The following is a 23886-nucleotide window of genomic DNA, read 5'->3' as shown; positions in this document are numbered from 1 at the left end:
CGAGGTGGGGACCATGACTGCCGCCACCGCCGCGGACCGCCGCCGCGCGCGGCGGGACCGATGGGCGCAGCCGACGGCGAACCGGACCAACGCCCTCCACCCGGGGGCCTGGTGGCTCTGGGCCCTCGGCCTGGGCACCGCCGCCTCCCGCACCACCAACCCCCTGCTGCTCGCCCTCCTCGTCGCCGTGTCCGCCTACGTCGTCGCGGCCCGGCGCACCAGCGCCCCCTGGGCCCGCTCCTACAACGCCTTCGTCAGACTCGCGCTCGCCGTCCTCGGCATCCGCCTCGGCTTCGCCGTCTTCCTCGGCTCCCCCATCCCCGGCACGCACACCGTCGTCGTGCTCCCCGAAGTCCCGCTCCCGCACTGGGCCCAGGGCATCCGCGTCGGCGGCCGGGTCACCGCGGAGGGGCTGGTCTTCGCCCTGTACGACGGTCTGAAGCTGGCCACGCTCCTCATCTGCGTGGGCGCCGCCAACACCCTCGCGAACCCGGCGCGCCTGCTCAAGTCGCTCCCGGGCGCCCTGTACGAGGCCGGAGTCGCCGTGGTCGTCGCGCTGACCTTCGCCCCGAACCTGATCGCCGACGCCCAGCGGCTGCGGGCGGCCCGTCGGCTGCGCGGCCGCCCGGACCGGGGGCTGCGCGGTCTGCTGCACGTCGGACTCCCGGTCCTGGAGGGCGCGTTGGAACGTTCGGTCGCCCTCGCGGCGGCGATGGACGCGCGCGGCTACGGCCGCAGTGCCGAGGTCCCGCCCGCCGTGCGCCGCACGACGGCCGCGCTGACGCTGGGCGGTCTGGTCGGCGTCTGCGCGGGCACGTACGGACTGCTGACCGCGGAGGGCGGCGGCTACGGTCTGCCCGTGCTGGGCGCCGGCCTCGCCGCGGCGCTCGGCGGTCTGTGGCTGGGCGGCCGCCGCTCCCTGCGCACGCGCTACCGGCCGGACGTGTGGGGCGTACGGGCGTGGCTGGTCGCGGGGTGCGGGGTCGCGGTGGCGGCGCTGCTGATCGTCTCCGCCGCGTACGACCCGGCCGCCCTGCACCCCGGTGTCGTACCCCTGACGGCGCCGGCGCTCCCCCTCCTGCCCGCGGCGGCGATCCTGCTCGGTCTGCTCCCCGCCTTCGTCTCGCCCGCTCCGAAGGAGTCCGCATGATCCGCTTCGAGGACGTCTCGGTGACGTACGACGGGGCGGCCGAACCGACCGTCCGGGGTGTGGACTTCACGGTCCCGGAGGGTGAACTGGTGCTGCTGGTCGGCCCGTCCGGGGTCGGCAAGTCGACGGTGCTCGGCGCGGTGAGCGGTCTGGTGCCGCACTTCACGGGCGGCACCCTGCGCGGCCGGGTGACCGTCGCCGGGCGGGACACGCGCACGCACAAGCCGCGCGAACTCGCGGACGTGGTGGGCACGGTGGGGCAGGATCCCCTGTCCCACTTCGTGACGGACACGGTCGAGGACGAACTCGCCTACGGCATGGAGTCGTTGGGGATCGCGCCGGACGTGATGCGGCGCCGGGTCGAGGAGACCCTGGACCTGCTGGGGCTCGCCGAACTGCGCGACCGGCCGATCTCCACCCTCTCCGGCGGCCAGCAGCAGCGCGTCGCGATCGGCTCGGTCCTCACCCCGCACCCGAAGGTCCTGGTCCTCGACGAGCCGACGTCCGCGCTGGACCCGGCGGCGGCCGAGGAGGTCCTCGCGGTCCTCCAGCGCCTCGTCCACGATCTCGGTACGACGGTCCTGATGGCCGAGCACCGGCTGGAACGGGTCGTGCAGTACGCGGACCGGGTGGCCCTGCTGCCGGCGCCGGGCGCCCCGCTGACCCTCGGCACCCCGCCCGAGGTGATGGCGGCCTCCCCGGTGTACCCGCCGGTGGTGGACCTGGGCCGGCTGGCCGGCTGGTCCCCGCTGCCCCTGACGGTGCGGGACGCCCGGCGCCGCGCGGGCGCGCTGCGGGAGCGGCTGGCGGCAACGGAGACACCCACACCGACGGCAACGGCAACGGCAACGGCGGCCCCCGCCCCTTCCCCCTCGCGTCCCCGCCGCCCCCGCCTCCTCCGCAAGCGCGCTCCCGTCCCGTCGGCCGCCCTCCCCGTGGCCGCCGTCGAAGCCCTCGCGGTCCGTCGCGGTCGGGTCGAAGCCCTCCGCCGCGTCGACCTCACCGCCTCCCCCGGCGAGATCATCGCCCTGATGGGCCGCAACGGCGCCGGGAAGTCCACCCTGCTCGGGGCCCTCGTCGGGCTCGTCCCACCGGCCGGCGGGTCCGTACGGGTGGGCGGCGCGGTACCGCACCGCACGGCCCCGCGCGACCTCGTACGCCGCGTGGGCCTCGTACCGCAGGAGCCGCGGGATCTGCTGTACGCGGACACGGTCGCCGCCGAGTGCGTGGCGGCGGACGGCGACGCGGGCGCCGAGCCGGGCACCTGCCGGGCACTGGTGTCCGAACTGCTGCCCGGTGTCGCCGACGGCACGCACCCGCGGGATCTGTCGGAAGGGCAGCGGCTGGCCCTCGCCCTGGCCGTCGTCCTCACCGCCCGCCCCCCGCTGCTGCTGCTCGACGAACCGACCCGCGGCCTCGACTACGCGGCGAAGGGCCGCCTGGTCACGCTGCTGCGCGCGCTCGCCGCCGACGGGCACGCCATCGTCCTGGCCACCCATGACGTGGAGCTGGCGGCGGAACTCGCCCACCGGGTGGTGATCCTCGCGGCCGGCGAGGTCGTCGCCGACGGCCCGACGGCCGAGGTGGTCGTCGCGTCACCGTCGTTCGCCCCCCAGGTGACGAAGATCCTGGCCCCGCAGCACTGGCTCACCGTCACCCAGGTCCGGGAGGCACTCGCATGAACCGGCACCCCGCCGAGCCCCTCCCCCAGGCACATTCTCAGGCGCATTCCCAGCCCCGGCCCCAGCCCCGGCCCCAGATCCAGTCCCGGCCCATCCGCCTGGGCCCCCGCTCCATAGCCGCCCTCGCCCTGGTCAGCGCGGTGGGCGTCGCCGGTTTCGGCTGGCCCCTGGTCGCCGGGCCGGGTTCGCAGCTCAGCGCCCACGCACAGGACGCTCCCTGGTTGTTCGCCGGGCTGCTCGTGCTGCTGGTCGGGGTCGTGACGGCGACGATCTCCGAGTCGGGGCTCGGGCCCAAGGCCGTCGCCATGCTGGGCGTGCTCGCCGCGACCGGCGCCGCCCTGCGGCCCATCGGCGCCGGCACCGCGGGGATCGAGCCCATGTTCTTCCTGATGGTGCTGAGCGGACGGGTGCTCGGGCCGGGGTTCGGATTCGTGCTCGGCGCGATCACGATGTTCGCGTCCGCGCTGCTGACCGGCGGGGTCGGGCCGTGGATGCCGTTCCAGATGCTGTCCATGGGGTGGTTCGCCATGGGGGCCGGACTGCTTCCGGGACCGATGGGGGTCCCCCCTGCTCGAGCGAAGCCGAGAGCTTGGGGGAGGCTGCGGGGGCGCGGCGAGGTGGGCATGCTCGCGGCGTACGGGTTCGTCGCCGCCTTCGCGTACGGCACCGTCATGAACCTCGCGGGCTGGCCCTTCATGGACTCGCTGGCCTCGACCGTCGCGTTCGATCCGCACGACGGCCTCGGCGGCAACCTCGCCCGCTTCCTCGCGTACTGCCTGGCCACCTCCCTCGGCTGGGACCTGGGCCGGGCCGTCGTCACCGTCGTGCTGACCCTCGCCCTGGGCCCGACCCTCCTCAAGGCGCTGCGCCGGGCCACCCGGCGGGCGGCTTTCGAGAGCCCGGTCACATTCGAACCGGGCCGAAGTGCGGCCCCCGTCACACCCGACGATCGCACCCCGTAGCCCCCCGCACGCGGTGCGTGACCCCAGACGTGAACCAGCCCACAGGACCTAGGTCCCCTACGAAGCTCGGTCGTAGCGAGATTCGGTGACATGGACGCGTCCTAACAGCCTCTGACCTGGGGATTGAGAGCCTCGTCACACAGGTGACCTTTGCCGCGGATGCGACCACCACTAGTAAAAGGGGTCATTGCGGACGTGTTTCCGACCTGTTTCTCTGGAGCAGTCGCCAGGCGCCGACGAGCCCTCACGGGCCGCGGCGCCGACGTACACCTCCTCCTCCTCCGGGTGGAGTGGGCAAGCGTGCGACTCCTTGTTCCCGAAGAAAGGCTCTCCGCGTGACCGTCTCCGTCATCCGCCGCATCGCGTCCCCGAAGAAGGCCCTCGCCGGTTTCGCCGTGGCCGCCGCCACGACCGGCATGGTGTTCGCCGCGGCTCCCGCCCAGGCCGCCACCCCCACCTCGGGCTCCTCCGCCCAGGCGGTCGCGCACAAGATGATTCCGGACGCCGCGCAGTACAACGCCTTCAGCAAGATCGTCGAGCACGAGAGCGGCTGGAACCCCGCCGCCACGAACTCCTCCTCCGGCGCCTACGGCCTGGTCCAGGCGCTGCCCGCGTCGAAGATGGCGTCCGCCGGCGCCGACTGGAAGACCAACCCGGCCACCCAGATCAAGTGGGGCCTGGACTACATGAACTCCCGCTACGGCAGCCCGACCGCCGCCTGGAGCTTCTGGCAGGCCAACGGCTGGTACTGATCAGCCGAAGCCCGTCCCCCATACGCCGAAGGCGGTGGCCCCTGATCCCCTGGGCCACCGCCTTCGGTCTGCCCGCCGTCAGTCCCGTACGGCGTCGAACCACCGCACCACCTGGGGCGCCGACTCCTTGAACACGCCGAAGTGGTCCACGTCCCCCTGGTTCACCAGCCGCGCCCGCTTCCCCCGTTCCGCCAGTTGCGCCACGCAGCTGTGCGTGTTCCCGATGGGTACGTCGGTGTCACCCGTCCCCGTGTACAGCCGCACCGGCACGTCCGGCTTCCAGTCGCAGGTGTGGTCGTTGACCCGCATCGCCGCCAGCAGGCCGCCCGTGGGGTGCCGCATCCGCTCGTAGAAGGCGGGCGTGAGCAGTTCCTTCACCGAGCGCGGCAGCGCCGTGACGATCTCCTCCTCCTCGTGCGTCCCGTCGTACAGGCCCTCGACCCGGCTCGCGTAGGGCGCGCGGAACACCTCGGCCGGGTCCTGGTAGATCGAGTGCAGCCGGTTCTGGGCGACCAGCCAGTACGAGGTGTAGAAGACGCCGCTGACGTCGTTGACCCGGCCGTCGTACAGCGCCGGGATCTCCTGGCCCTCCAGGTCGTACGGGCCGCTGATGGGCGCGAGGGCCTTCAGCCGGAAGGTGTGGTCGGCGCCCTGTCGCAGCGCCCGGCCCAGCGCCATGGCCACCTGGCCGCCCTGGGAGAAGCCGGTCGCGTAGACGTCGCCGGTGAGCGGCCGGCCCAGCTGCCGGGCCGCGGTGCGGGAGGCGCGCAGCATGTCGACGGACGCCGTCACCGAGGAACGGGTGTCCATATAGGGGTGCCGGCCGGGACCCTCACCCAGGCCCAGGTAGTCGGGTGCGGCCACGGCGCGGCCCGCGCCGGCGTTCAGATAGGACGGCACGCGCCCGAAGTCGTCGCCCGCCGAGGGCGCGTAGCCGCGGTTGACCATCGTGCCGTGCGTGTCGGACACGAGGTCGAGCCGGTGACCGCCGCCGGCCGGGAGCGTGAGCAGCCCGGTGGCCGTGGTGGGCTTCCCGTACGGGTCGACGGTCCGGTACGTCAGCCGGTACGCCCGGACGCCGTAGCGCACGGAGTCGGTGGCGATGTCGCGCCCGGCGAGGAACGCCCTGACCTCTCCCGCGTCGCGGTCGGCGACGGGGGTGACGGAGACGAGTGCGCCGCGCCGGGTCCCCGGGGCGGAGCGCTCCCCGGCCGCGGCGACGGGTGCCACGGCGATCCCGGTGAGCAGCAGGGCCGCCCCTCCGGCGAGTCCCCTCCTGGTCCGCCAACTGGTCCGTGTTTCATGGGTTTTGCGCGTGTCGTCTCTCATGCCCCTGACGCTAGGGACGCGCTCTTCACCCCGACATCCGAGAGTCCCCCGCGTCATGGGTGGACTTGAGTGCACCGTGCCCGTCCCCGCCGACCGGAGGTTCCATGAGCGCAGAGAGCACTGAGACGCAGCCGCACGACCCGGAGGCACGCGGGCTGCGCCTGGTGACGGTGCTGCTGGGGCTGACCGTGGTCAGCGGGCTGATCGACGCCGTGAGCTATCTGGGGCTCGGGCACGTCTTCACGGCGAACATGACCGGCAACGTGGTGGTGCTGGGCTTCGCCGCCGCGGGGGCGCCGGGCTTCTCGGTGCCCCACACGCTGACCTCGCTGGTCTCCTTCCTGGTGGGCGCGGTGGCCGGGGGACGCGTCGCGGTGCGGTTCGGCGGCGGCTCCCGCCGGGCCTGGGCGCGGGGCACGCTCGCCGTGGAGGCGGTACTGGTCGGCGCGGCCTCGGCGGTGGCCTTCGCGGCGCCGGGCGCCACGGGCACGAAGTACACACTGATCGCCCTCACGGCCTTCGCGATGGGTCTGCGCAACGCCACGGTCCGCAAGCTCGGCGTGCCCGATCTGACGACGACGGTGCTGACGATGACGCTGACGGGCCTCGCCTCCGACTCCCGCGTGGCGGGCGGCGGCGCCCACCCCCGTTCCCCCCGCCGCACCGCCTCCGTGGTCGCGATGTTCGCCGGCGCCCTGCTCGGCGCGTGGCTGGTGATCCACCACGGCCTGGGCATTCCGCTGGTGATCGCGGCGGTGATGGCGGGGGTGTTCGCGCTGACCGCGTCGGGGCGGGAGTGAGACGGCGCAGCCGAAGGCGGGTGTCTACAACCGCTGGATGATCGTCCCGGTGGCCAGCGCGCCGCCCGCACACATCGTGATCAGCGCGAACTCCTTGTCGCGCCGCTCCAGTTCATGCAGCGCGGTCGTGATGAGCCGCGCCCCCGTGGCCCCGACCGGATGCCCGAGGGCGATCGCGCCCCCGTTCACGTTCACCTTCCCCAGGTCCTGCTCGAAGACCTGCGCCCAGCTCAGCACCACGGAGGCGAACGCCTCGTTGATCTCGACGAGGTCGATGTCCTTCAGCGACATGCCCGCCTTCCCGAGCACCGCCCGCGTGGCGTCGATCGGCCCGTCCAGGTGGAAGTGCGGGTCCGCCCCGACCAGTGCCTGCGCCACGATCCGCGCCCGTGGCCGCAGCTTCAGCGCACGCGCCATCCGTTTGGACGCCCACATGATCGCGGCGGCCCCGTCCGAGATCTGTGACGAGTTGCCCGCCGTGTGGACCGCCGTCGGCATCACCGGCTTCAGTCCGGCCAGCGCCTCCATGGACGTGTCGCGCAGCCCTTCGTCCCGGTCGACCAGCCGCCACATGCCCTGCCCGGCCCGCTGTTCCTCCTCCGTCGTGGGCACCTGCACGGCGAACGTCTCGCGCTTGAAGCGCTCCTCCGACCACGCGGCCCCGGCCCGCTCCTGCGAGATCAGTCCGAGCGAGTCGACGTTCTCCCGCGTCAGACCCCGGTTCCGCGCGATCCTCTCCGCCGCCTCGAACTGATTCGGCAGATCCACGTTCCACTCGTCCGGGAACGGCTTCCCCGGCCCGTGCTTGGACCCGGACCCGAGCGGCACCCGCGACATCGCCTCGACCCCGCAGCTGATCCCGACGTCGATCACTCCCGCCGCGACCATGTTGGCGACCATGTGCGAGGCCTGCTGCGAGGACCCGCACTGACAGTCGACCGTCGTCGCGGCCGTCTCGTACGGAAGCCCCATGGTGAGCCAGGCCGTGCGCGCGGGGTTCATCGACTGCTCGCCCGCGTGGGTCACCGTGCCTCCGACGATCTGCTCGACGCAGTCGGCGTGGATGCCGGTGCGGCCGAGGAGTTCACGGTAGGTCTCGCCCAGGAGATAGGCGGGGTGCAGATGGGCGAGCGCGCCACCGCGCTTGCCGATGGGGGTGCGTACGGCTTCGACGATCACGGGTTCCGCGGCCATGGGAGTTCCTCTCCTCGGGCCTGTCCGGCGGATCAGGCCCAGCTCACCCGCGCGGCGCGGGCGTCCCGGCCCACCCGCCACGCTGAACTAGTACGCGTTCTAGTTCTGCGTGCAGTTTGCTGAGCGAGGCCGTCGCGCCGCAAGGGTCTTGCAGCCTCCGAAGCCGCGATCTGCACGAACTCCGCACGTAATTGGGGGCGCCGCGCCCCTTGCCACTTGTAGAACCCGTTACTACCTTCACGGCAATTCCTGATGGTCCGTCAGAATGACGGGAGTCGCCCATGCCCTGTCCAGCGCTGCCCGACGGGTTCGACCTCACCGACCCCGATCTGCTGCACCAGCGCGTACCCCTCCCGGAGTTCGCCGAGCTGCGCCGGACCGCGCCGGTGCACTGGGTCCCGCAACAGCACGGGCTCGCCGGCTTCCAGGACGACGGCTACTGGGCCGTCACCCGGCACGCTGACGTCAAGTACGTCTCCACGCACCCCGAACTCTTCTCCTCCTACCTCAACACCGCGATCATCCGCTTCCACGAGACGATGCAACGCGAACAGATAGACGCCCAGCGGCTGTTCATGCTCAACATGGACCCGCCGGAGCACACCAGGGTCCGCCAGATCGTGCAGCGCGGCTTCACTCCGCGCGCCATCCGCGCCCTCGAGGACACCCTGCGCAGGCGCGCCCGCTCGATCGTCGAGACCGCGCTCGCGGACGCCGGCCCGGACGGCTCCTTCGACTTCGTCACCCAGGTCGCCTGCGAACTGCCCCTCCAGGCCATCGCCGAACTCATCGGCATCCCGCAGGACGACCGCGCGAAGATCTTCGACTGGTCCAACAAGATGATCGCGTACGACGATCCGGAGTACGCGATCACCGAGGAGGTCGGCGCCGAGTCGGCCACCGAACTCATCGCCTACGCCATGAACATGGCCGCCGACCGCAAGCAGTGCCCGGCCAAGGACATCGTCAGCACGCTGGTCGCCGCCGAGGACGTGGGCAACCTCGCCTCGGACGAGTTCGGCTTCTTCGTGCTGATGCTGGCCGTCGCCGGCAACGAGACGACGCGCAACGCCATCACGCACGGCATGCACGCCTTCCTCACCCACCCCGACCAGTGGGACCTCTACAAGCGGGAGCGCCCGGCGACCGCCGCCGAGGAGATCGTCCGCTGGGCGACCCCGGTCGTCTCCTTCCAGCGCACGGCGACCCAGGACACCGAACTGGGCGGCAAACAGATCAGGAAGGGCGACCGCGTCGGCATCTTCTACTCCTCCGCCAACCACGACCCCGAGGTCTTCGAGCACCCGGACGTCTTCGACATCACCCGCGACCCCAACCCGCACCTCGGCTTCGGCGGCGGAGGCCCGCACTTCTGCCTCGGCAAGTCGCTGGCCGTGGTGGAGATCGACCTCATCTTCGGCGCGATCGCGGACGTCATGCCCGGTCTGCGCCTGACCGGCGACCCGCGCAGGCTGCGCTCGGCCTGGCTGAACGGGGTCAAAGGCCTCCAGGTGAGCGCCGGTTGACGGACACCGCACTCGGGCCGGCGGCCTCCCGGCGCCGTCGGCCCGTTTCGCGGGAGGCAGGGGCATCCCCCTACGCCCGCCCCTGCCTCCCTGAGGGGCCTTGTTGGGCTTTCGCCCGGCACGCCGACAGCACGCTCCCCCGAGTTCTCGGCTGCGCTCGAACAGGAGGGACCCCATGACGCCGCCCGGCCCGCCCTTCGGGCGGACGACGGGAATGTGACGACAGGCCCTAGCGCACGCAGTGACCGGGCCTCGCACGGTGCTGCCAGGTCGTGGGCGAGACGGCGACCGCGACACAACCGGTGATCGCCACGGCGAGCAGCAGCTGCCCGTCCGCCGCGCAGTGCACCGCGCGGCGCAGGCCGAGGACCGCGACGACCGCGCCGAGCAACAGGAACAGGCCGATCTCCAGCGGGCCTTCGAGGCCGAGCCGCAGCAGCGCGCCGTGCAGGGACTGGTTGGCGAGGTCGTCCGCGTTGCCGCCGAGGCCGACGCCCGCCACGTGGTGCACCCAGTACGTGTACGAGTCGTGCGGCAGCGCGGCCCAGGCGAGCGCCGTGCACGCGGCGAACGTGCCCCCCGTGGACACGGCGGCGCGGCTGCGCCCGGTGAACCACAGCAGCGGCGCGAAGAGCAGCACCGTCGGCTGGAGCGCCGCACCGACGCCGATCAGCACACCGCTCGCCCGCTCCCCACGCACGGTGAAGCAGCCGAGCAGGACGAGCAGGACCGGGATGACGCTGGTCTGGCCGAGGTAGAGGGTGTTGCGGACCGACAGCGACAACATCAGCAGGCTGATCGCGACCGGTGCGGCGAGCAGGGAGGTGCGCCGGGTCACGGGCTGCGGCAGGGCACGCGCGGCGACCAGGCCGAGCGCGACGACCAGCAGGAGCGTGCCGAAGGCCCAGCCCCAGCCGAGGGCCTGCTCGGCCGCCTTGGTGAGGGGTTTCAGGACGAGGCCCCCGAAGGGGGTACCGGTGAACTGCGTCGAGTCGTACAGCGACCCCTTCACATGCAGGACGCCGTCCGGGCCGACCCAGGTCTCCAGCTCCGTGAGCCGCTCTCCCCGGGGGGTGCCGAGGACGACGGCGACCTGTCGCATCGCCAGGACCGCGGCGATCAGCCAGAGACCCACGCGGGCCGCTTCCAGCCGGGTTCTCGCGGGCCCGGCCGGCCCCGCTCCTAAGACACCGCCCGCCCACCGCGCTCTGCGTTCGCCACGCCCCGCCGGCCCTCCCGCCCCGTTCGTGCCCCGCGCGCCTGTCGTTGTCCGAACCCTCAGAGGCTCGCACCGACCCCTGTGAGGGACGCAGGCAACCCCCTCTTCACCTGAGAGACGCCTCCCATTTGTCCGGATGACGATGGCGCGCGGAGGGTCCGGTTGCGGCCGGCCACCGCGACATAGATCACAAGCGGGTGTCCGAAAATCTGCCTCTCGGTGGGTAGACGCGCCTGGCGAAGCGGCATTTATGTGCAGTATGCATTGACTCGCACACGGTACGTAAGTGGGGCAAGTGCCCCTATGGTCGCTTTTCGGCTCACTTCCGGTGAGCGGCCCCCGGTCCGCCCCAGCGGCCCTGTCCCTGTCCCCGACGAAAGGCAGGCGAGCGGAGTCTTGACCCTCGCACCAGCAGCACCCGTAGCACCCCCCGTCCCTTCGACGACGGATGTCACCGTCACGGACCCCGCCCTGGTCAAACGCGCCGTCAAGGCCGCCGCACTGGGCAACGCCATGGAGTGGTTCGACTTCGGCGTCTACAGCTACATCGCGGTGACGCTGGGCAAGGTCTTCTTCCCGTCGGGCAACCCCACGGCGCAGCTGCTCTCCACCTTCGGCGCCTTCGCCGCGGCCTTCCTCGTCCGCCCGCTCGGCGGCATGGTCTTCGGCCCGCTCGGCGACCGGATCGGCCGGCAGAAGGTCCTCGCCCTCACCATGATCATGATGGCGGCGGGCACGTTCGCGATCGGTCTGATCCCGTCGTACGCCACGATCGGCGTGGGGGCGCCGCTGCTGCTCCTGCTGGCCCGCCTGGTCCAGGGCTTCTCGACCGGCGGCGAGTACGCGGGCGCGTCCACGTTCATCGCCGAGTACTCGCCCGACAAGAAGCGCGGCTTCTTCGGGAGCTGGCTGGAGTTCGGCACGCTCGCCGGGTACATCGGCGGCGCGGGCCTGGTCACCCTGATGACCGCCCTGCTGTCCTCCGGCGACCTGCTGTCCTGGGGCTGGCGCATCCCGTTCCTGATCGCGGGCCCGATGGGCATCATCGGCCTCTACCTGCGGATGCGTCTCGAGGAGACGCCGGCCTTCGCGGCGGAGCTGGCGAAGGCCTCGAAGAAGGAGCAGGACCGCCCGAAGGTGCCGCTGCGCGCCATGCTCTCCGGCCAGTGGCGCGCGCTGCTCCTGTGCATGGGCCTGGTGCTCGTCTTCAACGTCACCGACTACATGCTGCTCTCGTACATGCCGAGCTATCTGACGAGCGAGCTGAAGTACGACGAGACGCACGGCCTGCTGGTCGTGCTCGGCGTGATGGCGCTGATGATGATCGTGCAGCCCTTCGCGGGTGCGCTGACGGACCGGATCGGCCGCCGCCCGGTGATCGCCGCGGGCTGCGTGGGCTTCCTGTTCCTGTCGGTCCCGGCCATCCTGCTGATCCGTCAGGGCAGCCTGCTCGCCGTCGCGCTCGGCATGGGCGCGCTGGGCCTGCTGCTGGTCTGCTTCACCTCCGCGATGCCGGCCGCGCTGCCCGCACTGTTCCCGACGAAGGTCCGCTACGGCTCGCTGTCCATCGGCTTCAACGTCTCCGTCTCGCTCTTCGGCGGTACGACCCCGCTGGTGGTCACGGCGCTGATCGGGGCGACCGGGAACATGATGATGCCCGCGTACTACATGATGGCGGCGGCCGTGATCGGCGGCGCCGCGGTGTGGTTCATGGCGGAGTCGGCGGGCCGCCCGCTGCCGGGCTCGGCGCCTTCGGTGGAGCCCGCCGAACGCTGACCCCGCACCCGCCTCGCAAGACCTGGAACCACAGCCTCCGTCGTGCCGTCTGAGACCCTGTCCGACAGCACGACGGAGGGGTCACGGGGGATGTGGGATTTCGTGCGAGGGGTCGTACGGGGGCGCGTACTGGTCGTCGTACTGGCGCTGTCGGCGTTCCAGCTGGGGTCCCTGCTGGCACCGGCGTACGCCTGCGGCTGTGGCGCGATGGTGCCGGACGGCCGGCAGTACGTCACCGTGAACCGCGAGGTGTCCGCCGTCCGCTGGGACGACGGACGGGAACAGATCGCGATGAGTCTGACGGTCTCCGGGGACGCGCGGCGGGCCGCGTGGATCATGCCGGTCCCGCACCGGGCGACCGTGCGGCTCGGCGACCGCGCGCTGTTCGACCAGCTCGCCGAGGCGACGGCACCGGAGTACCGCACCCGCCACTACTTCTGGCCCCGGGACGGCGACTGGCCGTTCGACAAGAGCGACAACGCGGCCGCCGCCCCGGGAGCGGGCGCGGCGGCACCGCCCGTGGGTGTGGTCGACCGCGAGCGGCTCGGCCCGTTCGACGTGGCCCGGCTGACGGCCACCGACCCCGGCGCCCTCGGCACCTGGCTCACCGACAACGGCTTCCATCTGCCCGACCGCCTCGACCGGGCACTGCGCCCGTACGTCGACCAGGGCTGGGAGTACGTGGCGGTCCGGCTCGCCCCGAAGAGCGCGGACGCCGCCCTCGGCGGCACCCTGGACCCGCTGCGTCTCACCTTCGCCAGCGACCGGCCGGTCTACCCGATGCGGCTGTCCCGGCTCGCCCGGACCCCGCAGTCGCTGCGCCTGTACATCCTCGCCGCGCACCGCACGGAGCCGCGTTCGGCGATCGGCGGCGACCGGCCGCGGGTCTGGTTCGCGGGCCGGGTGACGGCCGCGTCCGGCCCCCTGGCGGGGCTCACCGAGGGCGGCACGGACTTCCTCACCACGGTCGACCAGGAGTTCCCGCGGCCGTCACGGATCTCCGGCGACCACGAACTGCGGCGCACGGCCGCGGACACCACGCGCCGCCAGATCATCTACCGCGACGAACTGCTGACGGCGGGCGGGATCCCCGTCTGGCAGCTGACGGTGGCGGGCGCCCTGGCAGTGGCGGTCATGGTGCTGCTGGTGCTGCTGCGAAGCCGGAGGCGACGCCCGGTACCGCCCCCGCCGCCGGTCATGCCGCCCCCGCCGGCCCACGCCCCGCCCCCGATCGGCTGATCTCCCCGGAGATCCCCTGACAGGGCGCCGGCCCCGCGACTATATTCGTTAGCGTATCTAGTTAGGTCAGCTAACTAGCCACAGCGAAAGGCATGGTGCATGAGCGAGTCGCAACAGCTCTGGGACGACGTCGACGACTACTTCACCACCCTGCTCGCCCCGGAGGACGAGGCGCTCACCGCGGCGCTGCGCGACAGCGACGCGGCCGGGCTGCCGCACATCAACGTCGCACCGAACCAGGGCAAGCTGCTCCAGCTCCTCGCCGAGATCCAGGGCGCGCGCCGCATCCTGGAGATCGGCACGCTCGGCGGCTACAGCACGATCTGGCTGGGCCGCGCGCTGCCGCGGGACGGCCGGCTGATCTCCTTCGAGTACGACGCCAAGCACGCGGAGGTCGCCCGCCGCAACCTCGCCCGAGCGGGCCTGGACGGGATCAGCGAGGTGCGGGTGGGCCCCGCCCTGGAGTCGCTGCCCAAGCTCGCCGACGAGCGGCCCGAGCCGTTCGACCTGGTCTTCATCGACGCGGACAAGGTCAACAACCCGCACTACGTCGAGTGGGCGCTCAAACTGACCCGCCCCGGCAGCCTGATCGTCGTCGACAACGTCGTCCGCGGCGGCGGGGTCACCGACGCGGGCAGCACGGACCCGAGCGTGCGCGGCACCCGGTCCGCCCTCGAACTAATCGCCGAGCACCCCAAGTTGAGCGGCACGGCGGTCCAGACGGTGGGCAGCAAGGGGTACGACGGCTTCGCACTGGCCCGCGTGCTGCCGTAGGGCGTGACACCCCCTGGGTCCGGTCAGGCATCGTGATAGAAGCCCACGTTGACGCTGCGGGGCTCGGAGCGGTCCTGGACGACGAGTTCGCCGGATCCGCCCCCGGGCAGCTTGGCCGTGCCGCCGTACGGGAGGGGCTGGGGCTGGAGACCGGCCAGGGTCAGCACCACCTCGGAGGAGGGCTCGGCGTGGGAGCCGCGCAGCCAGGTGACCTGCCAGGTGCCGTCCGGACCGCAGAGGAACTCCAGGTGGACACGGGAGACGAACAGCCAGTCGTCGGGGGTCGCCAGCCGGCACACGGCCTTGTCCCGGCCCACCCGCAGCACGGCGCCGGGCTCGCTGGGCGCGTCGGCCATGAGCATGCCGGCCGTCGCCCCGGCGTCCGCCCCGGAAACCGAGGCCATGGTGAGTTCGAGCACGTGCGCTCCTTCGAGTACCGGATGTCCAGCGGCCGTTGCGCCGTGGTCGGCACCCCGCCGCCGCATGATAATTCGCCCGATCGTCCATCTGGGTGACGTCCGGCACAATGGACGCATGACCGAGCGCAAGCCACCCGGCGTCAGCTTCGAGTCCTTCGTCGACAAACAGATCCGCGACGCGGAGGCGCGCGGGGAGTTCGCGCACCTCCCCGGCGCGGGCAAACCGTCGCCCGCCGTCACGGGCACGTCCTACGACGAACTGTGGTGGATCAAGCAGAAGATGGCCCGCGAGGGCCTCGCCGTGCTGCCGCCGACGCTCGCGCTGCGCAAGGAGGCGGAGGACACGCTGGCCGCGGCGGCCGGGGCGCCGTCCGAGCGGGTCGTACGCCGTCTCCTCGAGGAGATCAACGTCAAGATCCGCGACATGATGTTCAAGCCCCCGCCGGGACCGCCGCTGGGGCTGAAGCCGTACGACGTCGAAGAGATCGTCCGGGAGTGGCGCGAGCGCCGGGCCGGGCAGACTCCGTAGACCGGCGAGGCCGCGCCCCGGAACATGGTCCGGGGCGCGGCCTCGCCGTCATCACTTACGCGCCGTCATCGCTTACTCGCCGGCTCACCCTCGTGGGGCCGTCCGCCTCGCCGGTCACATGTGCAGCAGCCGCTCCGTCATCTCGCGATAGTCGCGCAGGGTGAGACGGAGCTGTTCGGTGTCGACGGTGGGGTGCCCGCCGGAGCCGGACTCGCCGGCGGCGGACCAAGAGGTTCGCAGGGTGCGCCGCTGCCGGGCCACGGCGTCCGCGAACCGCGCGGCGACCTCTTCGAGCACGTGATCGGCCTCTTCCACGGCGGCACGGGGCTCATCGACGAATCCGGCGACGGCGTGGTGCAGCCGCAGGGAGAGCTTGTCGCACTCGTCATGGGGGAGGAAAGGGGCTTCGTGGGCGGTGGCCCCGGGGTGCTGCGGGTGGGAGCCGTCGGAGTGGAGGCGGTCGGACCGGGGGCGGTCCGACTGGGAACGGTCTGACTGGGGGAGGTCCGACTGGGGGATCTTGGTGCGGAGACTCTTCGGCTGCGGGGCCTGCTCCTGGGGTATCCCCGTCCGGAGATTCTCCGGCTGCGGGCTCTGGGCCTGAGGGATCCCGGGCTTGGCGCTCCCGGTCCCGGCACCCGCGGCCCGGCTCCCGGCCCCCGGGCCGTCGGCCTGGCGGCCGGTGTCCCGCGGGCTCCCCGCCGGCCGGCCCTCGGCGCCGCCGACGCCGTCGCCGAACCCGTCGCCGTGGGTCGGTGCGATGCCGCTCGTACGCGTCTCACGCGTATCGCGCAGGTCGCGTGCCTCGCGTCCGCGCCCCGGTCCGGCCTTCGCCTCGTCGATCCTCGTCGGCTCGCGGCGTACCGCGCCCTCGTCGGGTGTCACCTCTGCCACGTTCCTCAACTCCCCTTCGCGTGACGCCTGTTGAATGCCCACGACAGATTGGTGCGGCCGCCGGCGGCCGTCCGGTCGGTGTGGGCCGGTGCCGAGGCGCCCTCGACGGCCCTCGTGTCCGTCGCGGACTTCGTGCCGGTCTGCGACTGCTCGGTCTTCGCGCCGATGCCCGCTCGGTGGCCATTCGTGCTCACCAGGTCCTCGAAGAGGGCGCGGGCCTCGATCATGGCCTCGCGCATCTCCTCCGTACCGGCCCCGTTCTCCGGCGCGCCGGCGGTGTCGGCCTGCGCGAACCGGTGCACCCTGCGGTAGCCGTGGACGTGGTGCGCATGGTGCACGGACAGCGCCTCGAGCTGCTCCTCGTAGCGGCCTCCGTCCGGGAAGCCGCGCTCGCCGGCCAGTTCGGCGAGCAGCTGGTCCGCCTCCGCCACCGCGTCCCGCGGCGAGTCGACGAAGCGCTCCTGGGCCGCCGTCCAGCGGGCCGCGTACTGTTCGCGGGCCGCGGGTTCCAGGGGACGCGTCTCCAGCGAACCGTGCCGCCTCACCCGCTCGGCGAGGTCGCGCTCGGCGGCCTTGGCGTCGCCGTCGTGCCGGGCGAGGGTGCGGTCGTACTCGGGCCCGAAGCGCCGCTGCAGGCTGCGCCCACCCTGCGGCCTACGGGCGCGAAGGAGCAGGGCGGCCGCGACAACGACGACGGCCGCCACGATCACGATCAGAGCGATGATCACGCCTGTGGACATGGTTGCCTTCCGTTTCCTCGGCCCAACGGGCCGGTTCTCCCACCGGGTTGCCCGGAAGACGTCGCTCAAACGGTGTCCGGCCGTCGGAACGGGGCGCGCGTAAACCATTTGCGAGCCCCCGGCCGCCCCTCCCCACAATGCCGTCATGATGCGTACGACACCCGGATGGACCGTTGCCCCGGAGCCCTTCGACTCACCTGTCGCCGCCGCGCTGTGGCGGGCGTACTACACGGAGGTCAGCGACCGCTGGTACCAGCTCCACGAGGGGCACGCGACCGACCCCGCCGAGCTGGAGCGCGAGATCGCCGCGGACCCGGGTGCGTATCTGGCGCCGCCGGACGGGGTGTTGCTGGTCGCGCGGTACGAGGGCGAGCCCGTGGGGACGGCGGGCGTGCGGCTGCTGGCGGCGAACACCGCCGAACTGAAGAGGGTGTTCCTGTTGAAGGAGACGCGCGGCCGGGGCGGCGCCGCCCCGCTCGTCGCCGCCGCGGAGGACGCGGCCCGCGCACTCGGCGCGGAGCGCATCGTGCTCGACACCCGCGGCGACCTGGTGGAGGCGCGCGCCCTGTACGCGAGGCTCGGCTACGCCGAGACCGAGCCGCACAACGACGAGATCTACGCCGACCACTGGTTCGGCAAGTCGCTGGTCCAGGCGGGCCAGGCGGGCCAGGCGGGCCAGGCGGGCTAGGCGGGCCCACCGTAGGGCCGGGACGTCGTCCCCTCGGCGCGCGGGCGTTCCGCGTCCGAGCCGCACAGTTCGGTGTTCAGTTCCTCGACCAGACTGGTCAGGTCGGTGGGGCGGTCGGGGCCCCACCAGTCGCCGAGCAGTTCGGCCAGGGACTCCGCACGGGCCTCGGACAGCTTGCCGGCGACCTCCCGGCCCCCTTCGGTGAGGACGAGGTCGAGCCCCTCGCGCAGCACGAGATGCCGCTCCTCGATCTGGCGCGCCGCGTCGAGCACGACGGTCAGCGGTACGGAGCTGTCCTCGGCGAGCTGCGCCGGCTCGGCCCAGCCGTACTTCTTGATCCGCAGCAGCAGCCAGCTCGCCGCGGGCAGCAGGTCGTAGCCGGCCCGCGCGGTGATCTTCTCGTAGATCGCGCTCTGCCCCTCGCGCGAGCCGAGCAGCGACAGGGCCCGGCACACCTCGTCGTACGACGAACGTTCCACCGGGTTGCTCGCCAGGGTCTCGGTGACGTCCGGCGCCGTGACGGAGCCGCGCAGCCGGTCCTCGTGCAGGAACCACGCCAGCACGAAGCCCAGCAGGGCGACCGGAGCCGCGTACAGGAAGACGTCGGTGATCGAGGCGGCGAACGCCTGGAGGACGGACGGGCGCAACGAGGAGGGGAGGTTCGCGATGCCGCGCGGGTCTGACTTCAGGGTGTCCGGGGTGATGCCCGCCGGGAGCGGGCGGCCGCTGAGCGCCGCCGTCAGCTTGTCGCCGAGACGGCTCGCGAAGACCGAGCCGAAGATGGCGACGCCGAACGAGGCGCCGATGGAGCGGAAGAAGGTGGCGCCGGAGGTGGCGACGCCCAGGTCCTCGTACGACACCGCGTTCTGCACGATCAGGACCAGGACCTGCATGACCAGGCCGAGGCCCAGGCCGAAGACGAAGAAGTAGACGCTCATCCGGCCGGTGGAGCTGTGCTCGTCGAGCTGGTGGAGCAGGAGCAGGCCGAGGGCGGTGACCCCGGTGCCCGTGACGGGGAACACCTTCCAGCGGCCGGTGCGGCTGACGATCTGTCCAGAGGCGGTGGAGGAGATGAGCATGCCCGCCACCATGGGCAGCATGTGCACACCGGACATGGTCGGCGTCACGCCCTGGACGACCTGGAGGAACGTCGGCAGGTACGTCATCGCGCCGAACATCGCGAAGCCCACGATGAAACTGATCACGGCGGCGAGCGTGAAGGTGCGTACGCGGAAGAGCTTGAGCGGCAGAACGGGTTCGGCGGCCCGGCGTTCGGCGGCCACGAACGCCGCCACCAGGACCACGCCGAGCACCGCGAGGCCGATGATCTGCGGCGAGCTCCAGCCCCAGGTGGTGCCGCCGAGTGAGGCGACCAGGACCAGGCAGGTGGCGACGGAGGCGATGAGGAAGGTGCCGAGGTAGTCGATGACGTGCCGCGCGGAGCGCTTCGGGATGTGCAGGGCGGTGGCGATCACGGCGAGCGCGGCGACTCCGACGGGCAGGTTGACGTAGAAGACCCAGCGCCAGCTGAGGTGCTCGGTGAACAGGCCGCCGAGCAGCGGCCCGAGCACACTGGTCGCGCCGAAGACCGCGCCGAACAGGCCCTGGTACTTGCCGCGTTCGCGCGGCGGGACGATGTCACCGACGATCGCCATCGACAGCACGATGAGCCCGCCGCCGCCGAGTCCCTGCACCGCGCGGAAGGCGATGAGTTCGGGCATGTTCCGCGCCATGCCGCACAGCGCCGAGCCGATCAGGAAGAGCACGATCGCCGTCTGAAACAGCTTCTTCCGGCCGTACTGGTCACCGAGCTTGCCCCACAGCGGGGTGGCCGCGGTGGAGGCGAGCAGATACGCGGTGACCACCCAGGAGAGGTGTTCCAGGCCGCCGAGGTCGCTGACGATGGTGGGCAGCGCGGTCGACACGATCGTCTGGTCCAGGGCGGCGAGCAGCAGGCCGAGGAGCAGCGCGCCGATGGGCACGAGGACGCTGCCGGGTACGCCGTCCGGTGCCGGGCGCCGTCGGACGGCGGTCGCCGCCGCGTGCTGCCGCTCTCCCGGCGTGCCCTGCGCATCCCCGGTCATGGAGACCTCCCTGGGGGCCGACGCTCCTGTCCGTCCTGCTCTCCCATCCTGGTCGGTGTGGCTGGTTATGGCCTGTCGAATCCGCCCGGAGGGACGGATTCCGGGGGCTCCTGGGAGATCGTGTGAGGGAGATCCGGATAATCTCTGGAGTTTCACCGGGGAGGGGACCCACACGTGAGCGGATCGAACGGACACGCCTGTCCGGAGTGCGGAGCACCTCGGCAGCCGAACGGCACGCCGTCCTGCGGATGCACCCGGCGGGCCTCCGACGCGCTCCGTGACGCCCGTACGGCGCAGGCGGCAGCGGCGGAGGACTTCGATCCGCTGCGGATCCGGCCCTATGTGGAGCTGGGGGGCGCGGCGGCGGGAGCGAAACCCGCGGGGCCGTCGGACGAGACCGTGCCGATGGTGGCCGTACCGGCGGAGGCGGGCGCGTCCGGCGCCGGCCTCTTCCCGGAGGGCGACGTTCCGGACGGCGACTTCCCGGTCGGCGACTTCCCGGAGGGCGCCGCGGAGCCCGGGTACGGGTCTTCCGGTCCCGGCGCCCCGGTGCCGCCCGCCCGGGACGAGCCGCCGCTGCGTCGGCGGCGTACCGTACTGCTGGCTTCGGGGGGTGTTCTCGCCGCCGTGGTGGCCGCCGCGGGGCTGGCCGGGGGTTTCTTCTCCTACGACGCTCCGCAGCGCGACGGGGCACTGCCGGACGACGTCCGGGCGAGCGTGCCGGAGGCGTCGTCCACCGCGGCGTCCGTGTCGGCGGCCGGGAGCGAGTCGGCGGCGCGGCCGTCGGCGGGGAGCGCGAGCCCTTCGCCGAGCGCGAGTTCGTCGCCGTCGGCTTCGGCGTCGAGCAGGGCACCGTCGCGGTCCGGGCCGGCCACGCCGAGCGGAACGCCGACGACCGCGCGGGCCACCGGCTCGGTACGGCCGACCTCGGGCAACGACCGGGACCAGCCGGCCTCCCCGGTCCTGCAACGCGGTGACAAGGGTCCGGAGGTCACGGAACTCCAGCTCCGCCTGAGCCAGTTGCTCCTCTACACCGGCAACGCCGACGGCACCTACAGCAGCCAGGTCGAGACCTCCGTACGCAACTACCAACTGGCCCGCGGCATCACGACCGACGACCAGGGCGTGTACGGGGCGGCGACGCGGGCGAGCCTGGAGTCGGAGACGTCGGAGCCTTAGCGTCCCTGACCACTCCGGCTTCGGGGACCGCCCGGGGTCGGAGAGGTCGAAGGCACACCGCTCCTGGCCGCTCCGACCGCCGGACCGCGCGGAGCCGCAGACGTCGGAGCCGTAGCGTTCCTGGCCACCTGACCTCAGGGCCACCCGGCCTCGGGGGCCACCCGGCCCCAGGCGCCGTCAAGCGCACCCCCGTCAAACCCCCCGCCCCGCTCAGCCCACGTGCAGCCGGATCGTCCCGTCCGTCGCGCTTTCGACCCGCACCTGTGTCAGGTCCCGCACCACCACATCCGGCCGGTGCGCGGCCGCCCGTGGCCCGACCCCCACGACCCGCATCCCCGCGGAGCGCCCCGCCTCGATTCCCGCCCCGGAGTCCTCGAAGACGACACAGTCCTCGGGCGCGACGCCCAGTTCGGCGGCGCCCTTCAGAAAGCCCTCGGGGTCCGGCTTGCTGGCCCCGACGGACTCGGCCGTGACCCGTACGTCGGGCAGCTCCAGCCCGGCCGCCGCCATCCGGGCCGTGGACAGTCCCACGTCCGCCGAGGTCACGAGGGCGTGCGGCAGCCCGGCGAGGGAGGCGAGGAACGCGAAGGCACCCGGGATCTCGACCACGCCGTCCATGTCGGCGGTCTCCTCGGCGAGCATGCGCGCATTGTCGGCGAAGTTCTGCTCCATGGGCCGGTCCGGCAGCAGCACCGCCATGGAGGCGTACCCCTGCCGCCCGTGCACGACCTTCATCACCTCGTCGGCGTCCAGCCCGTGCCGGTCGGCCCAGCGGCGCCAGCAACGCTCCACGACCGCGTCGGAGTTGACGAGGGTGCCGTCCATGTCCAGCAGAAGGGCCCGGGCGGTCAGAACGGTGGCGGCGGCCGGCATCGGCATGCTCCAAAGGGCGAGGGCAGGGGCCTGCTGCGACCCCGGAGGGACAAGGCGGCCCCGCCCGCCGGTCAGGGAGTGCGGGCGGGAGCCACTTTGTTCCTCCACGATACAAAACGAGCCCCTCCCGCGCCACCACCCCTGACCTGCGACAACATCCCGGAGCCCGGCAAAGACGCCATGCGGACACCGAGAGGCCACCCCCCGCACACCTCTCGTACGCCCCCGCGCACCCCCCGGCCCAGCCGACTCAGCCGACTCAGCCGGCCACCGCCTCGTACAGACTCCACGCGCCGAGCGCCAGCATCAGCAGGGCCGCGACCTTGGTGATGAGCCTCAGCGGCACCCTCTTCATCAGCGCCCTGCCGCCGACGATGCCGAGCCCGGCCACCGCCCACAGCGCGAGCACCGCGCCCAGGCCGACGGAGAGCGGATCGTCGTAACGGGCCGCGAGGTTGGCCGTCATGATCTGCGTGAGGTCACCGAACTCGGCGACCAGGATGAGCATGAAGCCCGCGCTCGAGACCTTCCAGAAGCTCTGGTTCTCGGGCTTGCGGATCTCCTCCTCGCCCTCGCCCTTCTTCATCAGCAGCACGGCGGCACCACCGAGGAAGAGCACACCGGTGAGCGCGTGCACGATCTGCTGCGGCAGCAGCGTCAGCACACTGCCCGCCGCGACGGCGAGGGCGACATGGAGGGCGAAGGCGGCGGCGACGCCGGCGAAGACGTACGAGGCGCGGTAGCGCGTGCCGAGGACAAGTCCGGCCAGGGCGGTCTTGTCCGGCAGTTCGGCCAGGAAGACGACGCCGAAGACGAGCGCCATGACACTGAAGCTGATCAAGGTTCCTCAATCGGTCGGGCTGCCCCACCGAGAGTGCTGTGACTGCGCTGCGACACCTCGGCACGGCAGCACACATGGGCACCCGCGCCAAAACGGCACGGGCAAGTGCACTGCTTGCCGAAGGTCTCGCTGGCCGACCCCTGAAACGAGGTCTGCCTCCGGGCGCCGGCTCAGACGAGCTGAGCAGTATGTCGACGGTCCGGCGAAGAGCTACTCCCCTTCTGCGCCGTCCATGCTACGCGATGGCCCCGCGGGCTTCGTAGGGACTTTGGTCCCACAAGAGGCGCAGGACTTTTGACCCCATCACGGGCCCCATCACAGATCTGGCCAAGATCCCGTCACGGATCCGGTCAAAGATCCCGTCACGGATCCCGTCAAAGATGCCGTCACGGATCCCATCGAAGATCCCGTCACGGATCCCACCGAAGATCCCGTCACGGATCCCGTCACGGATCCCGTCACAAGCCTTGTTCTGTCATGCGCACGTCACTATTTTCTCACCTGACGCACATCCCCCGGAAACAAGCCACCGCAAGCATGTGCTCGCTCGCCCCAACGTCCCCCCACCGCAAGGGAGTTCGCATGCCAAAGGTCTACGCGCGTCGACGGCTGAGCATACTCGCAGCCTTCACCGGCCTGATAGCCCTGGCCGGGATTTTCAACGGCCCGGCCGCCTCCGCCGCGCTGCCCACCCCGGTCAGCGCCGCCACCGCCCGCACCTACCTCGCCTCCCTCACCGTGGCGACGGAGAACCGCACCGGCTACGACCGCGATCTGTTCCCCACCTGGATCACGATCAGCGGCACCTGCAACACCCGTGAGTACGTCCTCAAGCGCGACGGTTCGAACGTCGTCACCAACTCCGCCTGCACGGCCACCAGCGGCAGCTGGTACTCGGTCTACGACGGCGCCACCTGGACCGCCGCCTCCGACCTGGACATCGACCACCTCGTGCCGCTGGCCGAGGCCTGGGACTCCGGCGCCAGCGCCTGGACCACCGCGCAGCGCCAGGGCTTCGCCAACGACGTGACCCGCCCGCAGCTCATCGCCGTCACGGACAACGTGAACCAGTCGAAGAGCGACCAGGACCCGGCCGAGTGGATGCCCCCGCTCAGCTCGTACACCTGCACCTACGTGCGCGCCTGGGTGCAGGTGAAGTACTACTACAACCTCTCGGTCGACTCGGCCGAGAAGTCCAAGCTGTCCTCGGTCCTCAGCGGCTGCTGAACATCCGGC

At 72.1% G+C, this 23886-nt stretch carries 21 protein-coding genes and 1 pseudogene; 13 read left to right on the top strand and 9 right to left on the bottom strand.

From position 1 onward, the window contains the following. Positions 1 to 13 precede the first annotated feature (13 nt). The 4 genes from SAVERM_RS30150 to SAVERM_RS30135 all read left to right on the top strand — a co-directional run bounded on the left by SAVERM_RS30150 (position 14) and on the right by SAVERM_RS30135 (position 4546). Positions 14 to 1150, top strand: a complete 1137-nt coding sequence (locus SAVERM_RS30150; protein ID WP_037645570.1) for a CbiQ family ECF transporter T component — start codon at positions 14 to 16, stop codon at positions 1148 to 1150. Continuing rightward, positions 1147 to 2832: an ABC transporter ATP-binding protein gene (locus tag SAVERM_RS30145; RefSeq protein WP_010987249.1), complete on the top strand. Its 1686-nt coding sequence runs from the start codon at positions 1147 to 1149 to the stop codon at positions 2830 to 2832. The genes SAVERM_RS30150 and SAVERM_RS30145 overlap by 4 nt, the downstream gene beginning before the upstream one ends. After that, complete coding sequence (locus SAVERM_RS30140) at positions 2829 to 3794, top strand: ECF transporter S component (protein WP_010987248.1); 966 nt, start codon at positions 2829 to 2831, stop codon at positions 3792 to 3794. The genes SAVERM_RS30145 and SAVERM_RS30140 overlap by 4 nt, the downstream gene beginning before the upstream one ends. 335 nt (positions 3795 to 4129) lie before the next feature. Further along, the gene (locus tag SAVERM_RS30135; RefSeq protein ID WP_037645568.1) at positions 4130 to 4546 is read left to right on the top strand and encodes an aggregation-promoting factor C-terminal-like domain-containing protein; all 417 of its coding nucleotides are present in this window, start codon (positions 4130 to 4132) and stop codon (positions 4544 to 4546) included. A gap of 78 nt (positions 4547 to 4624) precedes the next feature. On the opposite strand, the gene SAVERM_RS30130 is transcribed toward SAVERM_RS30135, so the two are convergent. Continuing rightward, positions 4625 to 5875 carry an alpha/beta hydrolase family protein gene (locus SAVERM_RS30130; RefSeq protein WP_010987246.1) on the bottom strand — a complete coding sequence of 417 codons (1251 nt, stop codon included), beginning with the start codon at positions 5873 to 5875 and terminating at the stop codon, positions 4625 to 4627. A gap of 104 nt (positions 5876 to 5979) precedes the next feature. On the opposite strand from SAVERM_RS30130, the gene SAVERM_RS30125 reads away from it, so the two are divergent. Continuing rightward, positions 5980 to 6675: a YoaK family protein gene (locus SAVERM_RS30125; RefSeq protein WP_010987245.1), complete on the top strand. Its 696-nt coding sequence runs from the start codon at positions 5980 to 5982 to the stop codon at positions 6673 to 6675. Positions 6676 to 6699: 24 nt separating this feature from the next. Here SAVERM_RS30125 and SAVERM_RS30120 read toward each other — a convergent pair whose 3' ends face one another. Continuing rightward, positions 6700 to 7869, bottom strand: a complete 1170-nt coding sequence (locus tag SAVERM_RS30120; RefSeq protein WP_010987244.1) for a steroid 3-ketoacyl-CoA thiolase — start codon at positions 7867 to 7869, stop codon at positions 6700 to 6702. A 281-nt stretch (positions 7870 to 8150) separates the two neighbouring features. On the opposite strand from SAVERM_RS30120, the gene SAVERM_RS30115 reads away from it, so the two are divergent. Next, positions 8151 to 9395 (top strand): cytochrome P450, encoded by a 1245-nt coding sequence (locus SAVERM_RS30115; protein WP_010987243.1) that lies wholly within the window; start codon positions 8151 to 8153, stop codon positions 9393 to 9395. A 256-nt stretch (positions 9396 to 9651) separates the two neighbouring features. Here the strand turns inward: SAVERM_RS30115 and SAVERM_RS30110 are convergent. Beyond that, positions 9652 to 10616 (bottom strand): annotated as a pseudogene (locus SAVERM_RS30110) (glycosyltransferase family 87 protein); the annotation flags it as partial. Positions 10617 to 10917: 301 nt separating this feature from the next. Between SAVERM_RS30110 and proP the strand changes: the two are divergent. The 3 genes from proP (at position 10918) to SAVERM_RS30095 (ending at position 14403) form a co-directional block, all read left to right on the top strand. After that, entirely contained in the window at positions 10918 to 12390 is a 1473-nt protein-coding gene (proP, locus tag SAVERM_RS30105; protein ID WP_010987241.1) for a glycine betaine/L-proline transporter ProP, read from the top strand. Positions 12391 to 12480: 90 nt separating this feature from the next. Next, positions 12481 to 13629 carry a DUF2330 domain-containing protein gene (locus SAVERM_RS30100; RefSeq protein ID WP_010987240.1) on the top strand — a complete coding sequence of 383 codons (1149 nt, stop codon included), beginning with the start codon at positions 12481 to 12483 and terminating at the stop codon, positions 13627 to 13629. 99 nt (positions 13630 to 13728) lie between these two features. Continuing rightward, positions 13729 to 14403, top strand: a complete 675-nt coding sequence (locus tag SAVERM_RS30095) for an O-methyltransferase (protein WP_010987239.1) — start codon at positions 13729 to 13731, stop codon at positions 14401 to 14403. A 23-nt stretch (positions 14404 to 14426) separates the two neighbouring features. Here SAVERM_RS30095 and SAVERM_RS30090 read toward each other — a convergent pair whose 3' ends face one another. Beyond that, a complete protein-coding gene (locus tag SAVERM_RS30090; protein ID WP_037645560.1) occupies positions 14427 to 14822 on the bottom strand; it encodes a hypothetical protein in 396 nt (131 codons plus the stop codon). Between the two features lie 115 nt (positions 14823 to 14937). Between SAVERM_RS30090 and SAVERM_RS30085 the strand changes: the two genes are divergently transcribed. After that, a complete protein-coding gene (locus SAVERM_RS30085) occupies positions 14938 to 15351 on the top strand; it encodes a DnaJ family domain-containing protein (RefSeq protein WP_010987237.1) in 414 nt (137 codons plus the stop codon). A 114-nt stretch (positions 15352 to 15465) separates the two neighbouring features. On the opposite strand, the gene SAVERM_RS45005 is transcribed toward SAVERM_RS30085, so the two are convergent. Beyond that, positions 15466 to 16245: a hypothetical protein gene (locus SAVERM_RS45005; protein WP_010987236.1), complete on the bottom strand. Its 780-nt coding sequence runs from the start codon at positions 16243 to 16245 to the stop codon at positions 15466 to 15468. Positions 16246 to 16250: 5 nt separating this feature from the next. After that, the gene (locus SAVERM_RS30075; RefSeq protein ID WP_010987235.1) at positions 16251 to 16985 is read right to left on the bottom strand and encodes a hypothetical protein; all 735 of its coding nucleotides are present in this window, start codon (positions 16983 to 16985) and stop codon (positions 16251 to 16253) included. A gap of 145 nt (positions 16986 to 17130) precedes the next feature. Between SAVERM_RS30075 and SAVERM_RS30070 the strand changes: the two genes are divergently transcribed. Then, the gene (locus SAVERM_RS30070) at positions 17131 to 17673 is read left to right on the top strand and encodes a GNAT family N-acetyltransferase (RefSeq protein ID WP_010987234.1); all 543 of its coding nucleotides are present in this window, start codon (positions 17131 to 17133) and stop codon (positions 17671 to 17673) included. On the opposite strand, the gene SAVERM_RS30065 is transcribed toward SAVERM_RS30070, so the two are convergent. Continuing rightward, entirely contained in the window at positions 17670 to 19757 is a 2088-nt protein-coding gene (locus SAVERM_RS30065; RefSeq protein WP_010987233.1) for an MFS transporter, read from the bottom strand. The two genes, SAVERM_RS30070 and SAVERM_RS30065, sit on opposite strands and share 4 nt — an antisense overlap. Before the next feature lie 174 nt (positions 19758 to 19931). Here SAVERM_RS30065 and SAVERM_RS30060 point away from each other — a divergent pair, with 174 nt between their 5' ends. Next, the gene (locus tag SAVERM_RS30060; RefSeq protein ID WP_010987232.1) at positions 19932 to 20936 is read left to right on the top strand and encodes a peptidoglycan-binding domain-containing protein; all 1005 of its coding nucleotides are present in this window, start codon (positions 19932 to 19934) and stop codon (positions 20934 to 20936) included. 210 nt (positions 20937 to 21146) lie between these two features. On the opposite strand, the gene SAVERM_RS30055 is transcribed toward SAVERM_RS30060, so the two are convergent. Together SAVERM_RS30055 and SAVERM_RS30050 are read right to left on the bottom strand one after the other, a co-directional pair. Continuing rightward, positions 21147 to 21815: an HAD family hydrolase gene (locus SAVERM_RS30055; RefSeq protein WP_037645557.1), complete on the bottom strand. Its 669-nt coding sequence runs from the start codon at positions 21813 to 21815 to the stop codon at positions 21147 to 21149. Between the two features lie 253 nt (positions 21816 to 22068). Further along, positions 22069 to 22650: a TMEM165/GDT1 family protein gene (locus SAVERM_RS30050; protein ID WP_010987230.1), complete on the bottom strand. Its 582-nt coding sequence runs from the start codon at positions 22648 to 22650 to the stop codon at positions 22069 to 22071. Positions 22651 to 23232: 582 nt separating this feature from the next. Here SAVERM_RS30050 and SAVERM_RS30045 point away from each other — a divergent pair. Then, a complete protein-coding gene (locus SAVERM_RS30045; protein WP_010987229.1) occupies positions 23233 to 23877 on the top strand; it encodes an HNH endonuclease family protein in 645 nt (214 codons plus the stop codon). Positions 23878 to 23886 lie beyond the last annotated feature (9 nt).

The sequence above is a fragment of the Streptomyces avermitilis MA-4680 = NBRC 14893 genome (genome assembly GCF_000009765.2).
Lineage (GTDB): Bacteria > Actinomycetota > Actinomycetes > Streptomycetales > Streptomycetaceae > Streptomyces > Streptomyces avermitilis.
This window is presented reverse-complemented; position numbering and strand designations above follow the sequence as displayed.